The organism is Ruegeria sp. F5, from assembly GCF_056533845.1.
This window is the reverse complement of the sequence record NZ_JBQFOU010000004.1, coordinates 278355-304083: the sequence shown is the minus strand read 5'-3', so window position 1 is coordinate 304083 and position 25729 is coordinate 278355. Positions and strand designations below refer to the sequence as shown.

Annotated in this window: 21 protein-coding genes; 6 read left to right on the top strand and 15 right to left on the bottom strand. The window is 60.2% G+C overall.

Features of this window, described 5'->3' with window-relative positions:
• Positions 1-44: 44 nt before the first annotated feature.
• The 11 genes from ACR0K1_RS08580 to ACR0K1_RS08530 form a co-directional block, all read right to left on the bottom strand.
• Positions 45-1508, bottom strand: coding sequence for a M81 family metallopeptidase (locus tag ACR0K1_RS08580; protein WP_480849979.1), 1464 nt, complete (start codon positions 1506-1508; stop codon positions 45-47).
• 16 nt (positions 1509-1524) lie between these two features.
• Positions 1525-2379 (bottom strand): alpha/beta fold hydrolase, encoded by an 855-nt coding sequence (locus tag ACR0K1_RS08575; RefSeq protein WP_480849977.1) that lies wholly within the window; start codon positions 2377-2379, stop codon positions 1525-1527.
• 44 nt (positions 2380-2423) lie between these two features.
• Positions 2424-4439: a CocE/NonD family hydrolase gene (locus tag ACR0K1_RS08570; RefSeq protein ID WP_480849975.1), complete on the bottom strand. Its 2016-nt coding sequence runs from the start codon at positions 4437-4439 to the stop codon at positions 2424-2426.
• Entirely contained in the window at positions 4436-5437 is a 1002-nt protein-coding gene (locus ACR0K1_RS08565) for an ABC transporter ATP-binding protein (protein ID WP_480849973.1), read from the bottom strand. The genes ACR0K1_RS08570 and ACR0K1_RS08565 overlap by 4 nt, the downstream gene beginning before the upstream one ends.
• Positions 5434-6420, bottom strand: coding sequence for an ABC transporter ATP-binding protein (locus ACR0K1_RS08560; protein WP_480849971.1), 987 nt, complete (start codon positions 6418-6420; stop codon positions 5434-5436). Before ACR0K1_RS08560 ends, ACR0K1_RS08565 begins: the two co-directional genes overlap by 4 nt.
• Positions 6420-7262, bottom strand: a complete 843-nt coding sequence (locus ACR0K1_RS08555; RefSeq protein ID WP_480849969.1) for an ABC transporter permease — start codon at positions 7260-7262, stop codon at positions 6420-6422. Before ACR0K1_RS08555 ends, ACR0K1_RS08560 begins: the two co-directional genes overlap by 1 nt.
• 16 nt (positions 7263-7278) lie before the next feature.
• Positions 7279-8223 (bottom strand): ABC transporter permease, encoded by a 945-nt coding sequence (locus ACR0K1_RS08550; RefSeq protein ID WP_480849967.1) that lies wholly within the window; start codon positions 8221-8223, stop codon positions 7279-7281.
• Positions 8224-8278: 55 nt separating this feature from the next.
• Positions 8279-9838, bottom strand: coding sequence for an ABC transporter substrate-binding protein (locus ACR0K1_RS08545; RefSeq protein WP_480849965.1), 1560 nt, complete (start codon positions 9836-9838; stop codon positions 8279-8281).
• Between the two features lie 88 nt (positions 9839-9926).
• The gene (locus ACR0K1_RS08540) at positions 9927-10619 is read right to left on the bottom strand and encodes a helix-turn-helix domain-containing protein (RefSeq protein WP_480849963.1); all 693 of its coding nucleotides are present in this window, start codon (positions 10617-10619) and stop codon (positions 9927-9929) included.
• Between the two features lie 129 nt (positions 10620-10748).
• The gene (locus ACR0K1_RS08535; RefSeq protein ID WP_480849960.1) at positions 10749-12788 is read right to left on the bottom strand and encodes an oxidoreductase; all 2040 of its coding nucleotides are present in this window, start codon (positions 12786-12788) and stop codon (positions 10749-10751) included.
• On the bottom strand, positions 12785-13447 hold the full coding sequence (locus tag ACR0K1_RS08530; protein WP_480849958.1) for a helix-turn-helix domain-containing protein: 663 nt from the start codon (positions 13445-13447) through the stop codon (positions 12785-12787). Before ACR0K1_RS08530 ends, ACR0K1_RS08535 begins: the two co-directional genes overlap by 4 nt.
• 166 nt (positions 13448-13613) lie before the next feature.
• Between ACR0K1_RS08530 and ACR0K1_RS08525 the strand changes: the two genes are divergently transcribed.
• Positions 13614-15581 (top strand): CocE/NonD family hydrolase, encoded by a 1968-nt coding sequence (locus ACR0K1_RS08525; protein WP_480849955.1) that lies wholly within the window; start codon positions 13614-13616, stop codon positions 15579-15581.
• 74 nt (positions 15582-15655) lie between these two features.
• Here ACR0K1_RS08525 and ACR0K1_RS08520 read toward each other — a convergent pair whose 3' ends face one another.
• The 3 genes from ACR0K1_RS08520 to ACR0K1_RS08510 are packed head-to-tail and all read right to left on the bottom strand — an operon-like array spanning position 15656 to position 17517.
• Entirely contained in the window at positions 15656-16471 is an 816-nt protein-coding gene (locus tag ACR0K1_RS08520; RefSeq protein ID WP_480849953.1) for an alpha/beta fold hydrolase, read from the bottom strand.
• Positions 16468-17142: an RraA family protein gene (locus tag ACR0K1_RS08515; protein WP_480849951.1), complete on the bottom strand. Its 675-nt coding sequence runs from the start codon at positions 17140-17142 to the stop codon at positions 16468-16470. The genes ACR0K1_RS08520 and ACR0K1_RS08515 overlap by 4 nt, the downstream gene beginning before the upstream one ends.
• A gap of 3 nt (positions 17143-17145) precedes the next feature.
• The gene (locus ACR0K1_RS08510; protein WP_480849949.1) at positions 17146-17517 is read right to left on the bottom strand and encodes a cupin domain-containing protein; all 372 of its coding nucleotides are present in this window, start codon (positions 17515-17517) and stop codon (positions 17146-17148) included.
• Between the two features lie 159 nt (positions 17518-17676).
• Here ACR0K1_RS08510 and ACR0K1_RS08505 point away from each other — a divergent pair, with 159 nt between their 5' ends.
• The gene (locus ACR0K1_RS08505) at positions 17677-18591 is read left to right on the top strand and encodes a LysR family transcriptional regulator (RefSeq protein ID WP_480849947.1); all 915 of its coding nucleotides are present in this window, start codon (positions 17677-17679) and stop codon (positions 18589-18591) included.
• A 23-nt stretch (positions 18592-18614) separates the two neighbouring features.
• Here ACR0K1_RS08505 and ACR0K1_RS08500 read toward each other — a convergent pair whose 3' ends face one another.
• Positions 18615-19625, bottom strand: a complete 1011-nt coding sequence (locus ACR0K1_RS08500; RefSeq protein ID WP_480849945.1) for a LacI family DNA-binding transcriptional regulator — start codon at positions 19623-19625, stop codon at positions 18615-18617.
• Positions 19626-19732: 107 nt separating this feature from the next.
• Here ACR0K1_RS08500 and ACR0K1_RS08495 point away from each other — a divergent pair, with 107 nt between their 5' ends.
• From ACR0K1_RS08495 to ACR0K1_RS08480, 4 genes are all read left to right on the top strand, one after another.
• A complete protein-coding gene (locus ACR0K1_RS08495; RefSeq protein ID WP_480849943.1) occupies positions 19733-22054 on the top strand; it encodes a DUF1989 domain-containing protein in 2322 nt (773 codons plus the stop codon).
• Positions 22055-22089: 35 nt separating this feature from the next.
• Positions 22090-23058 (top strand): ABC transporter substrate-binding protein, encoded by a 969-nt coding sequence (locus ACR0K1_RS08490; protein ID WP_480849941.1) that lies wholly within the window; start codon positions 22090-22092, stop codon positions 23056-23058.
• A 64-nt stretch (positions 23059-23122) separates the two neighbouring features.
• The gene (locus ACR0K1_RS08485) at positions 23123-24172 is read left to right on the top strand and encodes a quaternary amine ABC transporter ATP-binding protein (RefSeq protein WP_480609551.1); all 1050 of its coding nucleotides are present in this window, start codon (positions 23123-23125) and stop codon (positions 24170-24172) included.
• 10 nt (positions 24173-24182) lie between these two features.
• A complete protein-coding gene (locus tag ACR0K1_RS08480; protein ID WP_480849938.1) occupies positions 24183-25700 on the top strand; it encodes an ABC transporter permease in 1518 nt (505 codons plus the stop codon).
• Positions 25701-25729: the final 29 nt, after the last annotated feature.

The following is a 25729-nucleotide window of genomic DNA, read 5'->3' as shown; positions in this document are numbered from 1 at the left end:
CCTTGCCTCGGGCGGGCAGGGTACCAAAAGTGGACACAGCATTCTCAGAGTATTCGCACGCCCGCCCGCAGCTTTGCATAGTGCACATCCTTAAGTTCGCAAGGAAACTGCCCCGGTGCGGCGCACATCAGGACCTTTTGCGCGATGGGCTCGAAATCGGCGCGGAAGTGGGTTGTGCTTTTTACGCATAGTATGCGTGCGTTTTCGGGTTCCAGATTGAACAACCGGATTTGCGCCAGATCCAGACATTGATTTCGAATGCTGGTGACGATCACATGGGTTTGGGTTCCTATCAGTTCCAATGCGGCTGACGGCCCCAGTGTCGCGATACCACCGCCATACATTTCGCCCGTGTAACGGCATTGCCCATCGCTTAGGTGATGCACGCGGACCTGCGCGGTAAACGGCGTATCGCCCGGGCCTCGACCGCCAATTTCAGCGTCAAATTCTGCGCCGTGGCCCAAATCGTGGGCCTTTACCGCCAAAAGCGGATCATGCATCAGTCCCAGAATGGCTGAGGGTGCGTTCTGTTTAACAAGCTCTCGCAGCAGGCCGGTTGTGTCAGCCGAAGCCCCGGCGCCCGGGTTGTCCTGAACGTCGGCGATCACAACGGGTCCTGTTCCGGTTGCCGTCCGGGCGCGCTCGACAGCGTCTTTTGGGCTCAGCAAGGTGGTGTCGAACTGCGTTTCGGCCGCATGCAGGCTGGCCAAAACCTGTGCCGCCATTTGATCAGCGTCAGATTGCGAGGCACCATAGGCCACGACGGATGGTCCCGCGTCGGGGATATCCGCTGCCGTAAATCCCATCGCCAGTTCGACCAGTTTCTTTCGCGGCCCATCGAACCCGTCCAGCGCCGCGTATAGCGCATTGGCTGGCTCGGTTTCCGTGTATTGGCAATGCAGGGGGATCAGGTACGACCCTTGCCGCCACGCTTTTTTGGGTGGGCCGTTTGCACAGATTTCGCGGATCATCTGAAAAGCCCGAGCACCTGTCTCAGCCATGTCGAGATGCGGGTAGGTGCGGAAAATGGTCATTGCATCAGACAAATCCACCATGTGCCCCGAGATATTTGCGTGCATATCGAGGCTCGCAACAAGCGGCAGGTCGGGGCCGGTGACGCGTCTGATGCGCGCCAATAGCTCTCCTTCACCATCATCCCGGGATTCTGTGACCATGGCGCCATGCAGGTCCAGGAATACCCCATCGAGTTGTGCCATGCCCGAAAGCGCAGTGGTGATAAGACCGGCGATGGTGTCAAAAGCATGATCTGTGACCTTGCCGCCGGGCTCTGCCGCACACCACAGAATAGGTAACAATTCCGCACCAGCTGACTTTGCAGCCTGCGCGAACCCGGCGACGGGCAGGTTCATGCCGCGAGTAACCTCCAGAACGTCCTGACCCCGCAGCAATTCCGGCCAACTGTCGGCCTGCTCAAAATCGCTCAGCTTCGTAGGGGTATCGACGAACGTGTTGGTTTCGTGCTGAAATCCTGCAATTGCAATTCTCATCTAAGCAATCTGCCGCTTATGATTGCGCCAATTCGGCGGTCAAAATCTCCTGCAATTTCCTGGCCACGATGTCCGGTTTGTGGCGCGTCATCGAGACATGACCAAGCCCGGGAATTTCATGAAACACCCCGTTTGGGGCCAGATCAGAAACCACCTTGCACATGACCGGAGCGGTCTGAACATCCTCGGAAAAGGCGATGACATGGATCGGGACCGGGCAGGTTTTCAGGCCCTCGCGACAGTCGAATTCCAGACAGGCTTCCCACTGATCGATCGTCGCCTGCGGGTCCCGGTCGCGAAAGCGTTCGGTGTAAGATGCCTTGAGCTGTTCCCAAAGATCGGGCTCGTGCAGCGCCTTGGCCGGGAATGCATAAACGGCGTAGTGCGGTGCCAGAAAATAGTCGGGCAGGGTAATGCCATCCTTGCGCAGGTCGATCTCGGCCTGCATCCAGTCGCGGGTGAAGCCGTCGATGTAAGCCGAGGTGCCCATGGGAATGGCCAGCCGCACCTTGTCGGGGAAGTCTATCGCGGTTTGCTGTGTGACCAGTCCGCCCAGTGACAGACCGCAGACGGCAGCTTGGCCTCCCGCAAACGCGTCAATCACCGCAGCGCAATCGGCAGCATAATCGTGCATCGTCCAGGGGGGAGGGGGAGACTGGGTTTCACCCGCACCTCTCGGATCATATGTGATGCACTTGAAGCGGCCAGACAGGCGCGAGAACTGTTCGGAATAGGCCTCGGCCGTCTGATCGCCGCCGGGAACGAAAACGACCGGCGGCCCTTCCCCTTCGACGACAACACGCATGGTGACGCCGCCGATGGTCAGGTGATGGGTTTCGGCTTTAGGCCCAAACTCAGGGAAGGCTGGCATTGGAATGCTCCTATGGCCGCAGGGGCAAAAGATATTGCGTTTCGTCACATCCCGTTGCGGGGGATGATGTGCGTCTCTTCTTCTTCAAAGATCAGTTCCTCGCCCGACCAGGCCTTGAGGCGTGAAGTCAGGTGAAACTCTGTTTCCGTCGCCCTTTGCTCGGAATAGGTCCAGATTTTTGCGGACCAGTCTTCCCGGTCGAAACCCGCCGTTTGCTCCATGGTGGCGACGGCAGACAAGGGATCGCTTGGGTGGATCGTATAGCGTCGGTCGGACACGTCGCTCAGCACCGTTCCGATGTCATCAAGACGGAAATCGCCGATAGGGCCAAAAACACCACCATCCAGAAAGAAACGATGGGTCACTTCCCCGTTGGTCAGGTCAGTGTGCACCGAGCGCTCCATGGACCCGTCGCGGACATGTGTCTTTCTGGGGGCGATGTCCGAAGCAGCCGGTTCCGGCAGCGGGCGCGGTTCATCTGCGTGCATTGGCTGTTTTCGGACAGGCAGGTTCAGCCGTGATGTGCCGGGCTGAATCGTCAGCGTCACCGGCTGTGGAGCAGGCCACAGGACAGGCCAATAGGTCGACGCGATTTGCAGCGTGACGCGGTGGCCCGCAGGAACCCGGTAGCCGGTCCCATACAGGGGAACCGTTACGTTCATGTTTTCGTCGGGTGAAATCGACGTGGGCTGGATGTCGCTGTCGCGGTGGTTGAGGTTGCAAAACCCCCGCGCGATCAGCGTTTGGGCGCCATCCGGGGCCTCATCCACCAGCAATGCGGCGACAAATCCCTGCGGCTGGTCGGCGGATACCGTCAGGTCAACGCTGGGCTGGCCCAAAAGGTCGAGCGGTTCGGTCAGTGGCGGCCCTTGGAACTGCAACGCGCCCCCGGCGTCGATCCGGCAATCTGCGGCCATATCGCCGGGAATGGCGAATGAGCACATGTCGCCCGCAGCCGCCCCGAAACTTTGTGGAGAGCAGATGGACATCGAGGCTCCGGCTTGGGCCGTTTCGCCCAATTCATGATCATTCAGCCAGAATGTCCGTTCTGTGACATGGGGTGACGGCCAAGCGGGTTCTTCGACCCAGCGCCCAGTGCGTTGCAGATGAGTGCCCGAAGGGGCCGCGCTGTCCTGCAGGAAGAACCGCAGCGGCGGCTCATCCATCAGACCTGTGTCCTTTCCTTTCAGCCAATGGTCCCAAAACCGGATCACCTCGCCGACAAAATCGGCCTTCGGTCCGGGGATACCTTCATGAGGGTAAAGATGCGCCCAAGGCCCCATCAGGATTTTGACCGGACCTTTGAGGTGCTCGGCAATGCGGAAAGGCGTGTCGCGATACAGGTCCATCCAGCCGCCGAAGAAATACACCGGAACCTCTACATCCGCGTAATTCTCGCAGATCGACCCGCGCCGCCACATCTCGTCATGGGTTTGGTGTTCCAGCCACATAGCGGGCCAGAATTTCGCACCTTGCACACGGTCCCGCCACATGTCGATCCAGCGATCCGCGCCGACAATTTCGGGGTCAGGGGGCATCGCGTTGTAGAGCTGCATGATCGAGCCCCACCAGAAATTGTCATTGGCCAGACAGCCGCCGTAAAAGTGAATGTCCTCGCGCCACCGATCATCGGTGCCCATCACCGGTGCAATTGCTTTCAGTGCCGGGGGGCGTGTGGCCGCGACCTGAAACGCGTTATAGGCGCCCCAGCTTTTGCCAAACATGCCAACATTGCCGTCACACCAATCCTGCGCCGCAATCCATTGGATTATGTCGTGCCCATTCTGAATTTCCTGATGGGAGTATTCGTCTTCGGCCACGCCCTCACTGTCGCCATACCCTCGGATATCCACGCGGATCGACGCATAACCGGCGGCTGCAAAATGCGGGTGCATGCTTTCGTCGCGCATCCGTGTGCGATCCCGCCGACGATAGGGAATGTACTCGAGGATGCACGGCACAGGCTCCGCTCTGGCTGCCTCAGGCAACCAAAGCCGCGCGGCGAGTTTTGTGCCGTCCGGCATCGGAATCCAGACGGTTTCAATGACCTCGATGCTCATGATGCGACTCTTTCGGTGGTTTCCGGCGGGCGTGCGCCGGGTTCCAGTGGGAAATGGCAAGCCACCGCGCGCCCGTTTGTCACCTGCCTTTCGGGCGCATCCACGCTGCATCGCGATTGCGCCCAGGGGCAACGGGTGTGGAACTCGCACCCAGACGGACGGGCCAGCAGCGAGGGGACCTCGGCTGGCAGGGTGATCCGGTCATGGGTCTTGTCCGGGTCGGGCTCGGGGTTGGCCGACAGAAGCGCGGCGGTATAGGGGTGTTGCGGTGCGCTGAACACCTCTTCGGTGTCGCCAGCCTCGACGAAGCGGCCCAGATACATCACCGCAGTTCGGTCCGCCACATGGTGCACCACGTGAAGGTTATGCGTGATGATCACCATCGCCAGCCCGAGCCGTTCGCGCAGATCGTTCAGCAGGTTCAGAACCTCGCCCTGAACGGATACGTCCAGACCTGCTGTGGGCTCATCCGCGATGATCAGTGCCGGGTCCAGCGCGATGGCCCGCGCCACGCCAACCCGGCGGGCCTGTCCACCCGACAACTGATGCGGAAAGCGTGAGGCGAAACTTGTCGGCAAACCCACCAGTGTCAGCAGGCGCTCGGCCTCTTCCCGCAGATTGCGGCCTTCGATTCCGTGGATGCGGAAAGGCTCGGTCACCAGATCGCCCACGGTCATACGGGGCGAGAGGGACCCTACGGGGTCCTGAAACATCATCGACATACGCTTGCGGACCGGCTTCATCGCCTTGCGGTCCAATTCGTCGATGCGCTGATCCTCGAACGTAATCGCCCCGGCGCTGATCTCTTGCAGACCATTTACGGCGCGGGCAAGTGTGGTTTTGCCTGACCCGCTTTCGCCGACAAGGGCAAAGGTCTCTCCCCGGTTGACCTCGAAGCTGACCCCGGCCACGCCAAGGATCGCGCTTTTGCGCCCCAGCCCGCCAACCGGAAACGAGACCTGCACATCTTCGACCTTGAGAATGGGATCGCTACTCATGCCGTCACTCCGGTTGCAGCGGGGGTGTCTGCGACAAAGCAACGGGCGATATGGCCGTCTCCGATGTCTTTGTCGGGTGACGGGGCCGAGCAGGCGTCGACAACACGGTCGCACCGGTTGGCGAAGATACAACCGGCAGGCCGGGCCCGCAGGTCTGGGATTTCGCCGGGAATCGTCGGCAGATGTCGGGTGCGTTCGCTTTGTCGGGCCGGATCGCATTCCAGCAGCCGCGCCGTGTAGGGGTGGCGCGGGTCCTGGAAAATCTGCCGGACAGTGCCGCGTTCCACTACTTCACCCGCATACATCACAACGACATCGTCGCAGAGTTCAGCGATGACACCCAGATGGTGCGAGATGAACATGACCGAACAGCCAATCTTCTGCTGCAGGTCCTTGAGCAGCTCGATCGTCGTCACCTCAAGCGTTGCATCCAGCGCCGTTGTGGGTTCGTCCGCGATCAGCAGAGCGGGCTCCATCATCAACGCCATGGCGATGGCGATCCGCTGCTTCATCCCGCCCGAGAACTGATGCGGATAGCGCGCCAGCGCCGCGCGGGCATCCGGGATGCGCACCAGTTCCAGCATCTCGACCGCGCGTTCCGTCTTTTCCTCTTTCGACAGCGAAGAGCGGTATTGGATATTCAGCATCTGCTTGCCGACCGAGATCACCGGGTTCAGCGCGCCCATCGGGTCCTGGAATACGGTTGCGATACGCGGGCCGCGCAGGTCGCGCATGCGTGACGGGGGCAGGGTGGTCAGCTCATCCTGTCCTTCAAACAGGATTGACCCGCTGTCGATGCTGCCATTATCGGCCAGCAGGCCCAGAATGGCGTTGATCAGCGTTGATTTTCCGCAGCCGGATTCCCCCACGATTCCGACAATGCGGTTCTCGGGCACATCGAAAGTCACATCTTTCAATGCGTGCAGCGGTCCCGCCTCGGTCGAGAAGCTGACGTTCAGAGTGTCTATGCGCAGCGTGGTCATCAGCGTCCTTTCAGCCGGGGATCGAACACGTCCCGCAGCGTCTCGCCCAGGAAGGTAAAGCCCAGCGTGGTGATGATGATCGGCACACCGCCTGCAATCGCGATCCAGGCGGTATCGCGGATATTGGTGAACCCGTCATTCAGGATAGACCCCCAGCTTGGGGTGGGGGGGCGAACGCCGAGGCCCAGAAAGCTCATCCCCGCTTCGATGCCGATCACGACCGGGATGTCCATCGACGCGAGGATAACCAGCGGGCCGATCACGTTGGGCAGAATATGCACCCGCAGAATGCGCGCTGACGACGCGCCCATGCTTTGCGCCGCTGTCACGTATTCCGAGGTTTTCAAGGCGATGGTTTGCGTACGTATGATCCGCGCGTATCCGGGCACAGTGACCAGAACGACGACGACCATCACAGCGGTCAGTGACGGGCCCATCAGGGTCACCAGCGCAAGGGCCAGCATGACGGTCGGAAAGCTCTTCATCGCGTCGAACAGCAGGATCATCAGGTTGTCCAGCCAACGCGGGCCGTAGCCTGCGATCAGGCCCAGAATGATGCCGATCACCAGCGAGACGGCGGTCGATACCAGCGCGACAAACAGCGCGATGCGCCCACCGTAAAGAACACGCGCAAACAGGTCGCGCCCCAACTGGTCGGTGCCCATCAGATGTGTACCGCTCGGGCCCTGAAACCGGTCGCGCGGATTGATCTTGGTCGGGTCCCAGCCGGTCAGCAGATCGGCAAACATCGCGCCAAAGATCACGAACAGCACAAGGAACAATCCCAGCGCGCCCAAAGGCTCGCGCAGGATTTTGCGGATCGGGCGCCACAGCTCGGCCATGCGCCCGGGGGCGGGGTTAGAAACTGCTTCTGACACGGGGATCCAATGCTCCGATGATGAGGTCTGCCAACAGGTTGAGCAGAACGAACAGGACGGTGGTGATCAGAACGGTGCCTGTCACGATGGGGAAGTTGCGGGTCAGGATGGCGTCATAGACCAGCTTGCCGACACCGGGGCGGGCAAAGACGATCTCGGCAAAGACAGCCGAGGACAACATCTGACCGATGCCCACACCCAGCAAGGTGACCGTGGGCAGGATCGCAATCGACAGCGCATAGCGATAGGTGATCGTCCGATCCAGCAAGCCAAAGGCGCGCGCCGTGCGGATATGGCTGGCCTCAAGCACTTCGAGCATCGAGGCGCGGACCATGCGGGCGATATAGCCCACCCATCCCAAACCAACCGCAAGTGAGGGCAGGATCAAATGGGTCAGTTGATCGCCCAGATTACCGGGCTCGCCCGCGCCGATGGCGGGCAGCCAGCGCAGTTCGACCGCAAAGATCAGCAGGGCGTAGATTGCGATCACAAAGGACGGCACCGCGATCACGGCCACGGACAGGATACCGACAACCCGGTCGGCCCAGCTGCCACGGCTGACAGCAGCCCAGCAGCCCAGCGGAATACCCAGCGCCACCGACCACGTGATGCCGCCGACGATCAGGGCCAGCGTATAAGGCAGTTGTTCGAAGACAACGGTTGTGACGGGACGGCCCGACAGAACCTCGTCGCCAAGATCGCCGGTCCAGGCCCCGATGTAGAAATTCCAGAACTGTACCAGAACTGGCTGGTTCAGCCCCATCTTCTCGCGCAGGGCGGCGCGCATTTCCTCGGTCGCCCGAGGCCCCAGCGCGACCGAGGCCGGGTCGCCGGGGATCAGATAGATCATGCAAAACAGCAGGAACATGGCGACCGACACAATCGCCGCAGCCAGCCCAAGCCGTTTGAAAAAATAGCTCAGCATACGTGCCCCCCAAAGGCCGTGCGGGCAGCGGCCATGCGCCGCCCGTGTGCATGGATCAGGCGGGTTTGAACAGCGGCAGCAGCGGCTCGCCATTCGGCTTGAGGCCCGGATTGACCGTATCCTTGTGGATCAGGCCGACCACCTCATGCGTCAGGAAGACATAGCAACCGCTTTCGTCCATGAGACCCTGCATCTTCTTGTAGATCTCATCGCGCTTGGCCGGGTCGCTTTCAACCAGACCTTCTTCGTGCAGCGCTTTGTATTCCTCGTTGTTGAAGCGTTCCCAGTTCCACACGCCAACCTGTTCCGGCGTGAACCAGACCGTCGCCCAGCTTGGGTCCGGGTTCATCGAGAAGCGGCTGAGCACAAGCTGCAGGTTCATGAAATAGTCGCCATCCTTCGAGCCCAGCGTCCAGAACGTGCCACTGTCATTCTGTTTGATCTCGCAGGTGATGCCGACCTCGGCCAGATTGGCCTGAATGACCTGCGCCGCCGTCAGGCGTTCAGACTGGTTCAGGATGTCCAGAGTGACGGTCATGCCTTCGGCACCTGCTTCGGCCAGCAACTCACGGGCCTTGTCCGGATCGTAGTCATAGGTCACGCTGTCCCGACTGCCCGGCAAGCCGGGCGCGATGATGCCATTGCCCACGGCGGCCGCCCCGAAATAGGCCGCATCAACAACGGTCTGCCGGTCAATCGCGTGCTGGATGGCGCGGCGGATACGAACGTCTTTCAACGCTTCGTTGTCCTGGTTCATGCCCAGCCAGACATAGGCCAGCGAGGGTTTTTCCTCGACAACCGATCCCTCAGGCGGGTTTTCCTTGAGCCGCGGCAGCGACGAGACCGAGGTCCAGGTATAGTCCAGATCGCCCGCTTCAAAGCCCAGCTCGGCGGTCGAGGGGTCTTCGATCGGCAGGATGTGAATTTCCTCGTACCCGCCGGGCTCATAGGCCCAATCCGGGTTGCGCTTCAGAACGGTTTTCTGCTTGGGGACCCATTCGGTCAGAATGTACTGACCGGATTGCGCCACCGGCTCGGACCCGATCTTGCCGCCGATTTCTTCGACCGCTTTGCGCGAAACTACGCAAGATGCTGGGGTCGGCAAGGTCGTTGTCCAAAGGGGAACGAACTTGTTCTTCAGATGGATCAGACCCGACAGGGTGTCTTTGACCTCAACCTCTTTCAACGCGCTCCAATCCCCGGCATAGGGGCTTTCATTGGCCGGGTCGGCAATACGCTCAATCGAGAACTTCACGTCATCCGCGGTCATCTGACCGAAGCCGTCAGTGAAACCGATGTTGTCGCGCAGTTTGAAGGCGATGGTCAGGTCGTCCAGCTGTTCGATGCTTTCAACAGCCACCGGTCGCCAATTCCATTCTTCGCCCGGCTGGTTCGAGACCAGCGGCGCATAGATCGACCGCATGATGTCGGCTTCGGGCAGGGCCAGCCAGAAGGCCGGGTCAAGAACCTGCAGGTCGCTATAGGACCGGATGGTCAGGACCGTGCCATCGGCGCTAACGGCCATATGCGGAAAGGCAAGGCTTGCGGCGCCAAGCGCACCGGCACCGGCCAGGACGGACCGCCTTGAAACGTCTCCTTTGAAGATGGAACTCATGTGCTTACTCCCTGTTTGTCGTGTCCGGGCATCCGTCCGGTTTGGTTGCTTGCGGGTTGGTGCCCGCGACTTCAGGTGCCAGCAGGCGTTATCCGTTCTTTTTCTTGTGTGACTGTGGCAGGTGCTCTGCAGCGCCAAGCGCAGAGAATCTTGGGATGATGACGGGCGAATTCACCCAGATCATGCGGGCAGGCTGATCCGAGACGTTGCGCAGAACGTGCAGGATGTCGCCGGGGAAACTGAAGCTGTCACCGGTTCGAAGCGTGACGGTTTCGTCTTCGAGAACAAGTTCCAGCTCGCCGTCCAATACGACACCATGCATCTCGCCATCGCGCGAGAAATACTGGTCGACGACCTGCTCGGAATAGGGGCGGTAGTCCGACACGCCAAGGCAAAACCCACCTCCGATGGAGCTGGACAACAGCTGGTCCGAATAGCCCGACTGCTCGATGGGCTCGTCATAAAGAAGGTTCAGATTTCGGCGGTTGGACTGCCGCACCACATAGGCGCGCTCCAACGGGCCAGAGCCGGGGCGGTGGTTGAAGAACCATTCCTCGGGCACGCCCAGGGCATCGGCGATCCGCGTGATCTTGTTGAGCGAGGCGCTGACGGTCCCGCGTTCGATCGCGCTCAGATGGCTGATCGAAACACCGCTGCTGCCAGCAAGCTCGGCCAGCGTCATCTGACGGGCTTTGCGCAGCTGCCGCACCTCGGCACCAAAGGCGGCAAGGCCTTCTTCGCTGGCGGTGCGGGCTTGGTTTTTCGATGGCCCCTGGCTCACGATCCCTCCCTTCGTTCGCTGGGTATCTGGGAATGCTACGACAGTTTTTCTTTTTCGCAAGAAAAATTCTTCATTTTTCCTGTATTCGATAAATTGGTACCCCTGACGACGGTGCTTACCCCCAACATTTCACCACCGAATTCCAAAGCGCAGCGCGTCATAGATTGCGGCGTGAATGTTGCGGGCAGAGACTGCGTCGCCGATGCGATATAGATCAAAAGGCGCTGCCGGGTCCGTCTGCGGGAACAGATCGCCCGTACCCGAGACCAGAGCGCCCTGATCCACCGCGCCGCGATTGCGCGACAGCGGTTTGAGATCAAAGTAAAGATCGTCCAGCGGCGTGGTGCCCTGATTGACAACCACTTGATCATAAACCTGTTTTTCAACCAGATCCGAGTAATCCGTACCGATCATTGCCTGCACCTGGTTGCCCGATTTTCCAAGCGCTTTCAGGGTCCGGGTAACTGTAAACACGGCCCCGGACTTCTGGAGCGACCTCATATAGGGCACGAGGTTCATCGCCATGACCTCGGGCGCGAAGCTGCGGTCGCGCGTCATGATCTCGACCCGGCCCCCGGTTGCCGCGATGACCTCGGCTGCCATCAGGGCGGGGTGGTCCCCGGCATCATCATAGATCAGCACGTTTTTGCCCGGCTGCACATCGCCCGACAGGATGTCCCAGGCCGAAATCGCCAGTTCATTGCCCGAATCGAGGATTGTTGTTTCCGGCAGCCCGCCGGTCGCGATCACGACCATGTCCGGTGACAGGACGGTCACGTCTTCAACGTCTGCGAAGGTGTTGAAGCGGAATGTCACGTCCCGAGCGGCACATTGCGCCGTGCGCCAGTCGATGATCCCGTTCATCTCGGATCGACGTTTGGACTGCGCTGTCAAACGGACCTGCCCTCCGGGTTCGGGGGCGGCTTCAAGAACGATGACCTCATGCCCGCGCTCGGCCGCAACACGCGCGGCCTCCAAACCGCCGGGACCAGCACCGACGATGACCGCGCAGCGCGGAGTGCCGGTCTTGGGAATAACGTGCGGCATGGCCAGCTCGCGCCCGGTGGCCGGGTTGTGGATGCACAGCGCCTCGCCCGCCTGATAAATCCGGTCCAGACAGTAGGTGGCGCCCACACAGGGCCGGATGTCGTCTTCCTGACCGGCTTCAACCTTTGACACGATCATCGGATCGGCCATATGGGCGCGGGTCATGCCCACCATGTCCAGAAGCCCTGCAGCCACAGCATACCGGGCGGTCGCGACGTCAGGGATACGAGACGCGTGGAACGTCGGCATTCCGGTCTCGGCCCGCACACGTCCGGCAAAGTCCAGATGCGGCGCGCTTTTCATGCCCTGCACCGGGATCACGTCGGTCATGGCCGGGTCGGTATGAATGCGACCCCGGATGACATTCAAAAAGTCCACCTGACCGCTGTCGCGCAGCCTGCGCGCGATCTCGAGCCCTTCCTCTTCGGTGATCCCACCCGTTTCAACTTCGTCGGCGGTGTAGCGCACGCCAACGAGGAACTCGGGCCCCACGCGGTCGCGGATCGCATCCAGAACCATGAAGCCAAAGCGCAGCCGGTTGTCGAGAATGCCGCCAAAGGGCGCGTCCATCGTGTTGGTGAAGGGCGACCAGAACTGATCCAGCAAGTGGCCATAGGCCTGCAATTCGATCCCATCCAATCCGGCGTCCTGCATCCGTTCGGCCGCATCGGCGTAGTCGGTCACGATCCGCTCGATATCGTAGTCTTCGATCTTTTTCGGAAAGGCCCGGTGCGCGGGTTCGCGGTAATGCGACGGCGATACCGATGGCAGCCAGTCGCCCTTGTTCCAGCCCGTACGCCGCCCGAGATGGGTCAATTGGATCATCACCGCGCAGCCATGTGTGTGGCAGGCATCAGTCAGTTCCCCCATCCAGCGCACGACCTCATCCTTATAGGCGAGAATATTGTTGAACACCGGCGGGCTGTCGCGGCTGACCGTGGCCGAGCCTGCGGTCATGGTCATCGCCACACCGGCTTTCGCGCGCATTTCGTGGTAAGCGCGATAGCGGTCTTTGGGCATGCCGTCTTCGGGGTAGGCGGGCTCATGACTGGTGGTCATGATTCTGTTTTTCAGCGTCAGATGCTTCAACTGGTAAGGTTGCAGCAGGACGTCGCGGCTCATGACGAGGTTTCCTGCTCGGAGCTCCGAGGCGCGACGACGTCTTTCGGAATGACCACAGGTGAAACGGCCCAAATCAGTCGACAGACCCGGTCGGTCCGGTTGCGCGCGTGGTGCGGAATCCGGGCGTCAAAGCTGTAGCTGTCTCCGGCGCGCAGGGTGATGAACTCATCCCCGATCTGCATCTCCAACTCGCCTTCCAGAACCAGTCCGTGCTCTTCGCCTTCGTGTTTCTGCAAGGGATCTTCGGGGCGTTCTGAATGAGGCGCGTATACCGCAAGCCCCATGTAAAACTGACCGCCGATCGAGCTGGACAGCAGATGGTCGGTATAGCCCAGCTCTGCCGCATCTTGACCGTACAGAGTGTTCAGTGCGCGCCGGTTCTGCATGCGCACGACAAAGGCCTGTTCCATCGGCCCGGACCCCGCGCGGCGGGCAAAGAACCAATCCGGGGTAACGTCCAGCGCGCTGGCGATCGCCTGCAGGACATCGACCGAAGGCTTCGACACGCCTCGTTCTATCGCCGACACGTGGCTTAGCGAGATGCCGGCATCTTCGCTCAGCTGTTTCAGCGTCAACTGCCGTGCCTTTCGCAATTGCCGAACCTCGCTGCCCAGCGAGGTGATTGCAGATGGCAATGCGACAACCTTTTCAGATGGCATGCGGCTCTCCGAGTCAGGGGTGGGCAGTGGAATTGCCTTCAGATTAGAAACATACTAGAAAAAATGAGTCAAATTCTTTTTCAAATTGAATACTGATTCAATATTGCAAGTTCAGATTGGATTTGCAGAAATGTCAGCGGGCTTGGCTCAATCACGGCGGACCAATATGGCGGTACAGGTTGATTTTCCTTTTGACGTGTCAGAGACCGACCACCTGTGGATCGGGATGCGCGATGGTATACGTCTGGCCGCCCGGCTATGGCGCCCGGTGACGCAAGATCCGGTTCCGGCGATTCTTGAATACATCCCGTATCGAAAAACCGACATGGTGCGCGCGCGAGACGAGCGGAACCATCCCTATTTTGCGGCCCACGGATATGCCTGCATCCGGGTGGATATGCGCGGGTCCGGTGACAGTGAAGGGCACATGCCAGACATGTACGCCCCGGACGAATTGGATGACGCGCGGCAGGTCATCGAATGGCTGGCCAAGCAACCCTGGTGCAATGGTCGCGTGGGGATGTTCGGCACGTCTTGGGGCGGCACTGCGTCTTTGCAGGCAAGCGTTGATGCGCCCGAGCCGCTGAAGGCCACGATTGCCGTCTGTGCAACCCATGACCGGTTTGAAGATGACATCCACTACATGGGTGGGTGCGTGCTGTCGGATACGTTTGAATGGGGGGCAACGCTGCCTTCGATCCTTGCCTCGCCCCCGTCCGGTAACGTGGGTCCCGATTGGAAGACGATGTGGAAAGAGAGGATCGAATACCTGACCTTTCCGCTGGAAAACTGGCTGCGCGAAGACGGCAGGGGTGAATATTGGCGGCACGGGTCTGTCACATTCAACGCCGATGAGCTCTCTGTGCCGATCCTGTCCATCGGGGGGTGGAGCGATCGCTATTCCAATTCCGTAATGGCTCTGGTCGATGCGCGGCCCGATCTGGTCTGGGGCGTCGTTGGCCCTTGGGGGCACCACTATCCGGATCATGGAACCCCGGGTCCCGCGATTGGGTTTCAGGCCTTGGCGTTGGACTGGTGGGATCATTGGTTGAAGCCGGACACGGCTGAAACACCCGATTGGCCCCGTCTGCGAGCCTGGATGCGCGAGTTCGATCCCCCGAGCGACACTTTGGCCGAGAGAGCCGGTAAATGGGTGCAAAGCGGTCCGGCATCACTGGAAACCGCGGTGCAAGAGCTGTCACTTTCCACGCTGAGAACCAGCGATGACGCCACCCCATGGCGCATTCCAGCCCACCCGGCGGTGGGGCAAAGTGCCGGAGATACGGGGTATTTCGGTCGCTTGGGCGGGTTGCCTCTGGATCAGAATGCGGATGATGCGCGCTCTTTGGTTTTTGAATCGGCTCCTTTGACCGAAGACATGGTTATCTACGGTGCCGTGACAGTTTGGCTGGGCGGGGATACCGGTGACCAATCGGGCCAGATTATTGCCAGGCTTGCGGACGTAAATACCGGCGGAGAAGCAGCGCGCATAAGCTATGGCATCCGAAACCTTTCGCTCGACGAAAACCTGGATCGCGCGCCGACCACTATAGGGGTTGGCAAATTCGCCGCCGATATCAAGCTTCACTCGACCGCCTATCGTGTTCGCAAAGGGCACAGGCTGCGGCTGGCCCTGTCTTCGTCCCACTGGCCCTTCATTCATGCAGAGGCGCGGAGGGAGGACATTATTCTGGAAACCGGAACGCTCTCTATTCCGGTTATGGAACAACTGCCCTCTGACTTGGCGGAACCTTTGCCGCCTGTACAAGATCTGCCGGAGCAGAAAACACACTCAACCCATGCACCCGGTGAGTTGGAGCGCTGGAAAGAAACCCGTGGCGATGTGATCGAAATGGGTTGGCATCAGCCGCTTGTAAAAACGGCTTACGCGCAAATCGATACGATTTTCAGCTACGAAGCCAGCATGGTGCATTCACTGGATATTTCGGCCTCGGTCGCGCAGGAGACGAATGTGAAACACAGGATGATTTTTGAGCGGCCTGACGGGGTTGCAGACGTCTCGATTGCATTGACCGCGCGTTCTTCTTCGGGGCGGACCATGGTCGATGCCGAACTAAATGTGGCGTGGAACAACTGTCCTTTTGCGACACGGAAGTGGTCTGTAACTCAGTAGGCTGTGCCGCAGTTTTCGAGGCGGCCATTTCGGATCTTCGTAGTGACCCGCCTCGTGCGATGCATTCGGTGATTTCACTGCCCAGCCGCACTATTCGAAAGGAACTGGCGGATGCGACGCCACATCTCTGGCGGGTTCGAGTACATGGGGAAATGGCCGCACTCTGGAATTTCGGCGAGTTCCACGCCCTGCGCGGCAATGTCGGACAGGTAGCTTAGCGTCGCGTTCTGGTCGCCATACATGAACATCTTCGGACAGGGCAGGCCCAGAAAGCGCTCCATCAGCCCAGCGTTATCCGATAGATCGACCATCGAGGTGAAAATGCCATGCACCGCCTCTGGCCGCACCTTGTGCGCCAATCCGGAAGCAAAGAGAGGGCTTGACCAGGCCGCGGCTTCGCGGGCGCGGTTGATGAAGGCGGTCATGAAGGCTTGCGGGTTCCCGGCGGGATAGTCGTGGATCTGACGGCTCAGAAAACAGTCTTCGGGCGCGATATTGCCCTCGATGTTACAAAAACTCAGGACGCGTTCGGGATGCGCGCTGGCCAGCATCAGAGCGGTAAGCCCGCCCATCGAATGCCCAATAAGGTGGAAACGTTCGATCCCTTCGGCCTGCAACATCGCAAGAGCGGTTTCGACAAGGAACGGGATATCCACACTGCTGACATCATCGCAGGTCGTCAGGCCAAATCCCGGAGCGTCATAAGCCAGAACCCCGTGCTGATCGAAAGCACGGTGGCGCGGAATGTCGGCGTAGTCTTCCTTGGTGGACCCAAAGCCGTGCAGAAAAAGGATAGGGGCTATTTCGCCGTTACGCCGGAGCGTGGAGACGTTCAAGTCCCTGCCATCGACGCGCAGGCTGTGCGAAATCTGCTGACATTCGGCGCTCATCCGATTTCCCTTTCCAAACAAGTCACCTCGGGCACGCCATAAATCTCTGCCAACGTCCCACCCGCGTCGAGTTCCGCCATAGCGCGGGCCTCTTTTTCTTTCAGGGCGCGATAGGCGGTGAGAACGGCGCCGACCCGCGACAGGGGAACAATCGTCACACCATCCGCGTCGGCTATGACCAGATCACCGGGCGCGACGGCAACGCCTCCGCAGGCGATCACCCCATCAACTTCACCGCCAAAATTCTTGTGTGGTCCGGCCGGAACGGTTCCGCGCGCAAAACAGGGGAAAGCTGAGGCCAAGATCTCTGCCCGGTCACGCACGGCCCCATCAACGACAAGACCGGCGACGCCTTTACGCCGGGCAGCTTCGGTCATCAACCCGCCCCAGACGGCATTGCCCAAAAATCCACCGGCATCCGCAACCAATACGTCACCCGGTTCCACCAGATTAAGCGCGGCATGCAACGCGCTGTTATCGCCCACAGTACAGCGAACCGTGCGAGCCTGACCGACCAACCGCATGTTCGCAGACAGCGGCTGTATGCCGCCATCCATGGCCTGCGCCCGGTTTAGGCAATCTGAAACGGCAGCCGCTTCCGCGCTGGTCCACGCGGCCAGTTCCTGTTCGGATAGACGGCGGAAATTGGCCTCATGTTGACTTACAGCCATGGCCTAGCTGGCTCCGAAACCGGATCCCGGCTTGCGATACTCATCGCGTGGCGGGGCAAAGATATCCAGTACGCGGCACCCATTGTCGCCCGCCCGCATCGTGTGTGGCACGCCGCCGGGCGTCCGCCAAAAATCCCCTTCTGCGAACGGGATTTCCTGATCCCCCTGAACGCGAATGCCTGATCCTTCAAGGCACAGGCCCCATTGTTCTTCTGGGTGGTGATGCAGGCTTCCCGATGCGCCCGGCTTTACCGTAACAACAGAAATCATCGCCTGATCGCCCGGATAGATGTGCGCCGTCAGCCCATCCGCCAGCCGCCGCAGGATTGCGTCACTGCCATTGTTGATATTGTGGAATTCCGGGTGTTTGGTCATGGCGTGTTTTCTCATCTAGCAGTGAACATCGTTTGACGGCGGCAGGGCGGTGCCCCACGACTTTGAGTATGTGTCCGTGCTTTTGACACAGGGCGACTAAACTTGAAAATCTTGTTAGTGTATCTCTGTGATAGCTTTTGCAGATCAAAGGTTCCGGCGATGAAGCAAATAGATTTTCGGCTGAACCGGCAATTGTGGATGTTTCTGGCCGTTGCCGAGGAGGAGCATTTCGGACGTGCAGCCGAGCGGCTTGGAATGACGCAACCGCCGCTGTCCGAGCATATCAAAACACTTGAAGCCGCACTGGGTGTCGCGCTTTTCGATCGATCCAGACGTGGCACGAAGCTCACGCCCGCGGGAACAGCGCTTTTGCCTGCTGTTCGGAAATTTGCCGATCAGGCTGCCGATCTGGAACGCACAGTCAGGGAGGTGGCCACCGGGCAGTCCGGGGTTCTGAACGTCGGGGCCATCACTTCGGCCATGACGGATATCATACCGCAATGGATGCGCAGTCTGCGCCAATGCGTCCCGGACCTTACGGTCTCAATTCATGAAATCGACAGTGCAGAAGCCGCGCCGGGTTTGCTCAGCGGGGCTTTGGACATGGCATTTTACCGATTGGATGGTGCGCCGGGCGACGGTCTTGACGGATTCCCGGTGACCTATGACAAACTGTGGATCGCTCTGCCCTCGGACGATCCCCGGGCAGACATAACGAAAATTTCCGTGTCCCTGATCACTGACAGCCCCCTTGTCATGCCGTCCCGAAAGGTAAGCCCGGTCTATTTCGACAGTATCGTTTCGGCCTGCAGAGGATATGGTTTTTCCCCGAGGATACTGCACGAAGTACGCTCGATTTCTTCGCAACTCGCCTATGTCAGCTGCGGGCAGGGCTTGGCGCTTGTGCCGGGTTCAATGGCAGGGCTGGCGCCCGAGAATGTTCGGGTTGTGCCTTTGCTCGAGGATATCTCGATCGTCACAACGGCGGTGGCCTGGCCTGCAGACAAGCACGCGCCTATGACCGATCGCGCTGTGGCAGTATTGCGTGATTTGATATCCGAGACCCCTCGTTGAGCGACTGGTTCAGGGCGGGCGCTTCAACCTTGCTTGGTGGAGTTTCTGACGACCAGATGTGCCCCCAGCTTTTCTGAGCTTGGAACCTGTTGCGTCGTGATCCAGTGGGCCAGTGCGTCTGCCGCCCGTTCGCCCATTTGGGAAACGGGCAGATGCACGCTTGTTAAGGGGGGGACAGACACGGCCGAGGTTGGCAGATCATCGACCCCCACCATGGAAATCTGATCCGGCACGGCAATCTGTTGGGCCTGAAGACCAAGCAACACCCCAAGGGCAACAACGTCAGACAGGCACAGAATTGCGTCCGGCTTGGTGTCCAGACTGCCGATGTGTTTTGCAACATCCGCGCCGCCCTGATGGCTGATCTCGGTCTCGAAGGTCGATAGCGTTCCGGTGAAGGGAAGGGCGTTGAGACCTGCAAGACGGTCTCGTGTGCGGTCATTGTCCTGAACTGGCCCGTGCACGACGGCAATGTTGCGATGGCCGAGGTCGGCAAGGTGCTGCAAGGCAAGCTGCGCCGCAGCCGCGTTGTCATATCCGATGGTCGGCAGCGGGCTTTCGGGGTCGAAGAAAGAGGTGATGATCGTTGGCACCATGGTGCGTTCGATCAGATCGTGAAAGGCGGGGTTATGCGTGACCCCGGTTATGATCAGCCCCTCAGCTCCGATATCCAGCAGGCTTTTGGCTTTCTCGGCTTCGATGTCCAGACTTGCCTCGGTGGTTGAAACGATCAGGGACAATTGGTGCTCTGACAGCTTGCGTTCCAGCGCTGCGAGAAAGCGGGCAAAGATCGCATTGTCCAGGGTCGGGACCAATGCGCCGACAAACCGTGTGCGGCCGGAATTGATCGCACGGGCGGCGGCACTTGGGACGAATTTCAGGTCGGCAATGGCGGCCTGAACTTTTTCCAATGTGTTTTTCTTGACCACCGCCGGTTCGTTCAGAACCCGCGAGACTGTCGCGACGGACACGCCTGCAGCCTTTGCCACGTCTCTGAGATTTGCTCGTTTTTTAGGCTCTGGGGCTTTTTCCATCGTGGGTTTTTGCGTCCGTTTCGCGGGTTTCTAAGGAAAGAGTTGACATATGTAACTAGTTTCATCAACCTCTGTAACTAGTTACATTTTGGGAATCTGACGCCGATATGCAGGGATCTTCGGTCTTACATGCGTTTACGAACACGGGATTTGACGGCCCCGGTCGCCTGTTTCCGGGGTTTCCAAAAGCGTCCGATACCCGCGCGCATATTCTTGCCCCACGTGAAGCCGTTCGGCTGACTGTGGAACCCGGAGATTTGCTTTCGATAGAAGGGGTTGCTCCAGCGCGACCGCTGGAAGTGGTGGCCTTCACCGACGAGGGGCAACCGGGACTGGCAGCGCTGGGTTTGACGGGAACCGGGCTGATTGAGTGGGACGAGTTTGACAGTACCCGGCTCTCGGCCTGGGTCTCGGGGCAGGGCGGGGGGCGGCGGGTTCTCTGTCACAGGTTGGATCATGGGCCCGAGCCGCTGATTCTCCGTGCGGATCAGGCGGTCACGGTCTGGGTGATCCGTCCTGCCTGTGTTCCAGGGCTGATCGAAGGCAGGGGAACCGGGAACATCACGGTCCAACACAAGTCAGCAGCGACCAAAGGCCCGCATTTGCCGCCTTTGCTGGGCGACACGCGGGATGAATTCACCGTGCAGCGGGGCAGCGCGCTGGCCTATGAGCTCAAGGCCGGAGAAGTCGTTCAGATAATCGATGTCGAGGGCCAGCAATGCTCTGACTTCATGGCGTTGCGGGCTGATGGTCTGGACCGGGGGCACGAGTGGATGATCGACTCGACCGCGACCCGCTCCATGGTGCGGCGGGCCTATCCCGGTCCCGGCTTGCTGGACAAGTTCTATGACCGCGAGATGCGGCCACTGCTGAATGTAGTTCAGGACACCTGCGGGCGGCACGATACATTCGGATTGGCCTGCACGGCGCGGGGCTATGAAGAAAGGGGTTTTCCGGGGCACCTGAACTGTTCTGACAACATGTCAAACGCTCTGGCCCCCTATGGGGTGGCGCGCCGCGCCGCGTGGCCTGCGATCAATTTCTTCTGGAGCACATGGATCGACCCGGCATCCCATCACATCCTGACCGAGGAATCCCACTCGCGCCCCGGCGATTACGTCGCCATGCGCGCTTTGGAGGATCTGGTCTGTGTCTCGACGGCCTGCCCGGATGACATTGACCCCATCAACGGCTGGAACCCGACCGATGTGCATGTGCGCATCTACCGTCCCGAAACGCCAATCCGCCGTGCGGTTGCCTATCGTGAAAAGGAAGACGCCCCGATGTCGATCAGTCAGGAGTCCGCATTTCATGACCGTCTGGCCCCACTGACCCAGAATTTCGCTCCGGCCCGGGACTTGTGGACGCCGGTCAGCTATCCCGCCCATGGCACTCTGGGCGAGTATTGGGCCTGCCGACAGGCGGTCACCGTGCAGGACATGAGCGGCCTGCGCAAGTTCGACATCATCGGCCCGGATGCCGAGGCGCTGTTGCAACTGGCCACCACGCGCAATGTCGCGAAACTGCCGGTTTGGCGCGGGTCTTACACGCTTATGTGCGACGAGAGCGGATCGGTCATCGACGATGGCACACTGTTTCGCCTCGCCCCCGAAATTTTTCGCTGGTGCTGCGGGTCCGAGGAAAGCGGGCGCGTGCTGCAGGAACTGGCGGATGCGCGCGGCTTGCAGGTGCGGGTCCATGCACTGCGCGGTGCAATGCCGAACCTTGCCATCCAAGGGCCGAAGTCGCGCGATCTGCTGCGCAAGATTGCCTTTACACAACCGCATGTACCGGGTCTCGATCATCTCAAATGGTTTGGCGTCACCATCGCGCGGCTGCACGACCGCGAAGGCGCGCCGTTCATGCTGTCGCGCTCGGGGTATACCGGGGAATTGGGGTATGAAATCTTCTGCTCAAAATCCGATGCGGTGGCGATCTGGGATGCCGTGATGGGCGCAGGTGAAGAGTTCGGGATCACCCCAATGGGCTCGGCCGCGCTGGACATTATCCGGATCGAGGCAGGGCTGGCCGCGGCCAACGCGGAATTCGCACCGGGCGTGGATGCCTTTGAGGCCGGACTGGGCTTCGCCGTCGATCTGAGCAAAACCGAATTCACCGGCAAGGCCGCGCTGGAACGCAACGCGCGTGACCCGCGCCGGGTGCTCAAAGGGCTGTTGATCGGCTGCGACGATGTGCCGGCGCATGGTGCCCCTGTCTATGCGGGTGAGCGGCAGGTGGGTGTAGTCACCTCGGCCACACGCTCGCCCATTCTGGAACACGCGATCGCCATGACACGTCTTTCGGTCGAACACGCGGAGAACCGTACTGCGTTGGAAATCGGTCAACTCGACGGGCGGATGAAACGCCTGAGCGCCACCGTCTCGGACATTCCATTCATAGACCCGCAACGCAAGCGGGCACGCGCCTGATGGCGCATGTAACTCAACATAACGGGAGAAATGATATGAAAAAACTTACGCTTACAACAACATTGGCGCTGGCCTTGGGCGCGACAACGGCAATGGCGCAGGATAAGGTCACGGTCGGTGAACCCAGCTGGCCCGGTGCCAAGATCATGAGCCGGGTTATCGGCCAGGTCATCGAAACCCGTTTGGGTGGGGAAGTTGGCTATGCCCCCGGTGCCAACGCGGTGATCTTTGCCGCGATGGATGGCGGGCGTGGCGATATCGACGTGCATCCGGATGTCTGGCTGCCGAACCAGTCGTCCTTTACGGATGAATATGTCGACCAGAAAGGCACCGTCGCGCTGTCCTCGGGCAGCTATGAAGGCCGCGCGGGGATTTGCGTGCCGAACTACATGGTCGAGGATCACAACATCCGCTCGATCTACGATCTGGCCACGCCCATGGCACAAGAGCTGTTCGATTCAGATGGCGACGGTATGGGTGAGGTTTGGGTCGGTGCGTCGGGCTGGGCCTCGACCAACACTTTCAAGGTACGTGTACGGGACTATGGGATCGAGACCTTCCTGACGCCGACCACCGAGGATGAGACGGTATTCTATTCGCGTCTGAAGGATCAGATCGATCAGCAGAAAGGGGCGGCCTTCTACTGCTACGCGCCGCATTACGTGCACGCCTTGTATGACGTGACAATTCTGGAAGAGCCCGAGCATGATGCGGCCACCTACAAGATGGTGCAGCCGGATCAGGACGCCGATTGGTACAACAAATCCAACGTCAGCACGGGCGAACCGGTCAAAACCGTGACCGTGGCGCATTCCAAATCGCTGGAACAGCGCAACCCGGCGGCGGCGTCTTTCCTGGCCAATATCGACATGGATGCGGGCGCGCTGAGCGGGTTGACCTATGAGGTCGTCGTAAAGGGTCGCGACACGGATGAGGTCGTCGCGGAATGGATTGCCGCCAATGGCGATACCGTCGACAGCTGGCTGGGTCTGACCACCAACTGAAGCCTGTGCGCCCCCGTTTCTGCGGGGGCACCACGACATACAAATCAACAGCGGTGGGGCCAGTATGACAGCGGAAATCGCAATCGACGCAAAAGGCGTGTGGAAAGTGTTCGGCGCACGGTCGCAGGAGGCTTTGAACGCCATCCATAGCGAGGGTTTGAGCAAGGCCGAAGTGCTGGAGCGCTTCAATTGCGTCGTGGGCGTGGCCGATGCCAGTTTCGAGATCGAACGGGGTGAGCTCTTTTGCGTCATGGGCTTGTCGGGCTCGGGCAAATCGACCCTTGTCCGCCACGTGAACCGCCTGCTGGAACCCACCGACGGCCATATCTATCTGGATGGAGATGACGTGATGGGCCTGAATGATGAGGGCCTGCGCGACCTGCGTAACCGGCGCGTCGCGATGGTGTTCCAGAACTTTGGCCTGATGCCCCACCGCACTGTCCGCGACAACGTCGCGATGCCGCTGGAAATCCGCGGCACCGGCAAGGCCCGCCGCTGGGAAGAGGCGGATCGGGTGCTGGAACTGGTCGAACTGAACGGCTGGGAAGACAAATACGCGCATGAGCTGTCGGGCGGCATGCAGCAGCGTGTCGGTCTGGCCCGCGCCATCGCTGCCGATCCTGAAATCCTGCTGATGGACGAGCCGTTCTCGGCCCTCGACCCGCTGATCCGCAAGCAGCTGCAGGATCAGTTCATGGAACTCAGCCACAAACTGAACAAGACGACGATGTTCATCACCCATGACCTGGACGAAGCGATCCGCATCGGCCATCGCATCGCGATCATGAAGGACGGGCGCATCGTGCAGATCGGCACGCCGGAAGAGATCATCCTCAACCCCGCCGATGACTACGTGGCCGATTTCGTGGCCGGGATTTCCAAACTCAACATGATCTTTGCCCACGCGGTCATGAAGCCGGTCGATGAGTTCGAAGCGCATCACGGCGAAGTGCCCGATGACGCTAAAGAGGCGCATCCGGATATGGACCTGTCCGATCTGATGAACCTGTGCGTCGATGGGCATGGCGTCGTGGCGGTGACGCAGGACGGCAAGACCGTTGGCGTGATCAACCGCGCGGGTCTGATCCGCGCGATTCAGGACAGTCAGGCATAAGGGGACCGCTATGAAACATGTTGATATGCAACAGATCCAACCGGAAACCGCCGACCGCCTGAATGGTCTGATCGGAGATTTTGTGGGGCAGGGGCAATCCTATTATCAAAAGACCTTCGCCTATATGATGCAGGCCCCCGGCTATCGCTTTACGCTGAACAAGGCGGCTGCGATCCTAGGGCCGATCTGGTTCGGGGCACGTGGTTTGTGGTCGTGGTTCCTCGGGTTTCTTGTGCTGGAGACGCTGGCTTACATTCAGATCGGGCTTGGTTTGTTCGGCGATCTCGGGCGCGAATTCCGCGAACGGGCTGAACAGATCGAACAGACGCTGGAACTGCGCCGCCAGCAGATCGCCGCGGCAGAGCAATCCGGAGCATCCTCTCTTGAATCCCTGAAACGCGCTGCGGAGTCGCTTGAGGGTGCACTTGCAAGCGCGCAGGAGGCCGCGCGCACCGCCGATTCGACCGGCATCACCTATCTGGTCATTGGGATCGTGCTTCTGCTGGCAGTCAAGTTTCTGGCCGCGTCGCTGGCCAACTGGACGCTCGAGGGGCAGTTCGCCCGCTGGCGCTCGGACCAAAGCGTCGCCCATGGCTGGTCGCTCCCCCGGCTGGTTGTTGCATCGGTGCTGACTGCCGTGGTGGTCATCCTGTCGATGATAAAATTCGCGCAGCCGGATGCGGTGGCCGTTCTGAAAACCTTTCCGACCAATCGCGACTGGCGTCTGAATGTCGGCGACGGGGTTCAGGCGGTGTTCGAATGGACCAAAACCGCCGGGCGCGGGTTTTTCGACGGGCTGACCTATGGAATGCGCACTCTGCTGGACTGGATCGAGGTCGTGCTGGTCGATACCCCCTGGCCGGTTGTGGCGCTGGTGATCATCATGCTGGCCTACCTGTCGGCTGGTCCGCGCGTGGCGATCTTTACCGGCGCGGCGCTGGCCTATCTGGGTCTGCTGGATTTCTGGGAAAAGGCGATGACCACGATTGCGCTGCTGGGCGCGGCTGCGCTGATCTCGATCACGCTGGGCATTCCGCTGGGCATCTATTGCGCCCGCCGCCCGCGCGCCTTTGCCATCGTGCGGCCCATTCTGGATTTCATGCAGTCGATGCCGTCCTTCGTCTATCTGATCCCGGTTGTGGCTTTCATCGGGTCGGGCAAACCTGCGGGCGTGGTCGCAACCATGATCTTCGGCAGCCCGCCGGTGATCCGTTTCACCGTTCTTGGCCTGCAACAAGTGCCCGAAACCGTGCGCGAGGCTGCCTTGGCTTTCGGTGCAACGCCCCGCTATTTGCTGTGGCGCGTGGATCTGCCTTTGGCGCACAAGACCATTATGGCGGGGGTGAACCAGACCATCCTGATGTCGCTGGCTATGGTCGTCGTGGCCTCGCTGATCGGAGCCAAGGGCTTGGGTGAAGACGTGCTGGAGGCACTGCAATACGCGGCAGCGGGCCAGGGCATTCTGGCCGGTCTGGCGATCCTGTTCTGTGCGCTCATTCTGGATCGGATTGTGGCCGGACGGAAATAAGGATTTTGGCAGGTGCATGATCGTCTGAC

Excerpts from the sequence above, each read along its gene's own strand:
- ACR0K1_RS08580 (WP_480849979.1), bottom strand. The coding sequence starts at position 1,508 with ATGAGAATTGCAATTGCAGGATTTCAGCACGAAACCAACACGTTCGTC.
- ACR0K1_RS08575 (WP_480849977.1), bottom strand. The coding sequence starts at position 2,379 with ATGCCAGCCTTCCCTGAGTTTGGGCCTAAAGCCGAAACCCATCACCTG.
- ACR0K1_RS08570 (WP_480849975.1), bottom strand. The coding sequence starts at position 4,439 with ATGAGCATCGAGGTCATTGAAACCGTCTGGATTCCGATGCCGGACGGC.
- ACR0K1_RS08565 (WP_480849973.1), bottom strand. The coding sequence starts at position 5,437 with ATGAGTAGCGATCCCATTCTCAAGGTCGAAGATGTGCAGGTCTCGTTT.
- ACR0K1_RS08560 (WP_480849971.1), bottom strand. The coding sequence starts at position 6,420 with ATGACCACGCTGCGCATAGACACTCTGAACGTCAGCTTCTCGACCGAG.
- ACR0K1_RS08555 (WP_480849969.1), bottom strand. The coding sequence starts at position 7,262 with ATGGCCGAGCTGTGGCGCCCGATCCGCAAAATCCTGCGCGAGCCTTTG.
- ACR0K1_RS08550 (WP_480849967.1), bottom strand. The coding sequence starts at position 8,223 with ATGCTGAGCTATTTTTTCAAACGGCTTGGGCTGGCTGCGGCGATTGTG.
- ACR0K1_RS08545 (WP_480849965.1), bottom strand. The coding sequence starts at position 9,838 with ATGAGTTCCATCTTCAAAGGAGACGTTTCAAGGCGGTCCGTCCTGGCC.
- ACR0K1_RS08535 (WP_480849960.1), bottom strand. The coding sequence starts at position 12,788 with ATGAGCCGCGACGTCCTGCTGCAACCTTACCAGTTGAAGCATCTGACG.
- ACR0K1_RS08530 (WP_480849958.1), bottom strand. The coding sequence starts at position 13,447 with ATGCCATCTGAAAAGGTTGTCGCATTGCCATCTGCAATCACCTCGCTG.
- ACR0K1_RS08525 (WP_480849955.1), top strand. The coding sequence starts at position 13,614 with ATGGCGGTACAGGTTGATTTTCCTTTTGACGTGTCAGAGACCGACCAC.
- ACR0K1_RS08520 (WP_480849953.1), bottom strand. The coding sequence starts at position 16,471 with ATGAGCGCCGAATGTCAGCAGATTTCGCACAGCCTGCGCGTCGATGGC.
- ACR0K1_RS08515 (WP_480849951.1), bottom strand. The coding sequence starts at position 17,142 with ATGGCTGTAAGTCAACATGAGGCCAATTTCCGCCGTCTATCCGAACAG.
- ACR0K1_RS08510 (WP_480849949.1), bottom strand. The coding sequence starts at position 17,517 with ATGACCAAACACCCGGAATTCCACAATATCAACAATGGCAGTGACGCA.
- ACR0K1_RS08505 (WP_480849947.1), top strand. The coding sequence starts at position 17,677 with ATGAAGCAAATAGATTTTCGGCTGAACCGGCAATTGTGGATGTTTCTG.
- ACR0K1_RS08500 (WP_480849945.1), bottom strand. The coding sequence starts at position 19,625 with ATGGAAAAAGCCCCAGAGCCTAAAAAACGAGCAAATCTCAGAGACGTG.
- ACR0K1_RS08495 (WP_480849943.1), top strand. The coding sequence starts at position 19,733 with ATGCAGGGATCTTCGGTCTTACATGCGTTTACGAACACGGGATTTGAC.
- ACR0K1_RS08490 (WP_480849941.1), top strand. The coding sequence starts at position 22,090 with ATGAAAAAACTTACGCTTACAACAACATTGGCGCTGGCCTTGGGCGCG.
- ACR0K1_RS08485 (WP_480609551.1), top strand. The coding sequence starts at position 23,123 with ATGACAGCGGAAATCGCAATCGACGCAAAAGGCGTGTGGAAAGTGTTC.
- ACR0K1_RS08480 (WP_480849938.1), top strand. The coding sequence starts at position 24,183 with ATGAAACATGTTGATATGCAACAGATCCAACCGGAAACCGCCGACCGC.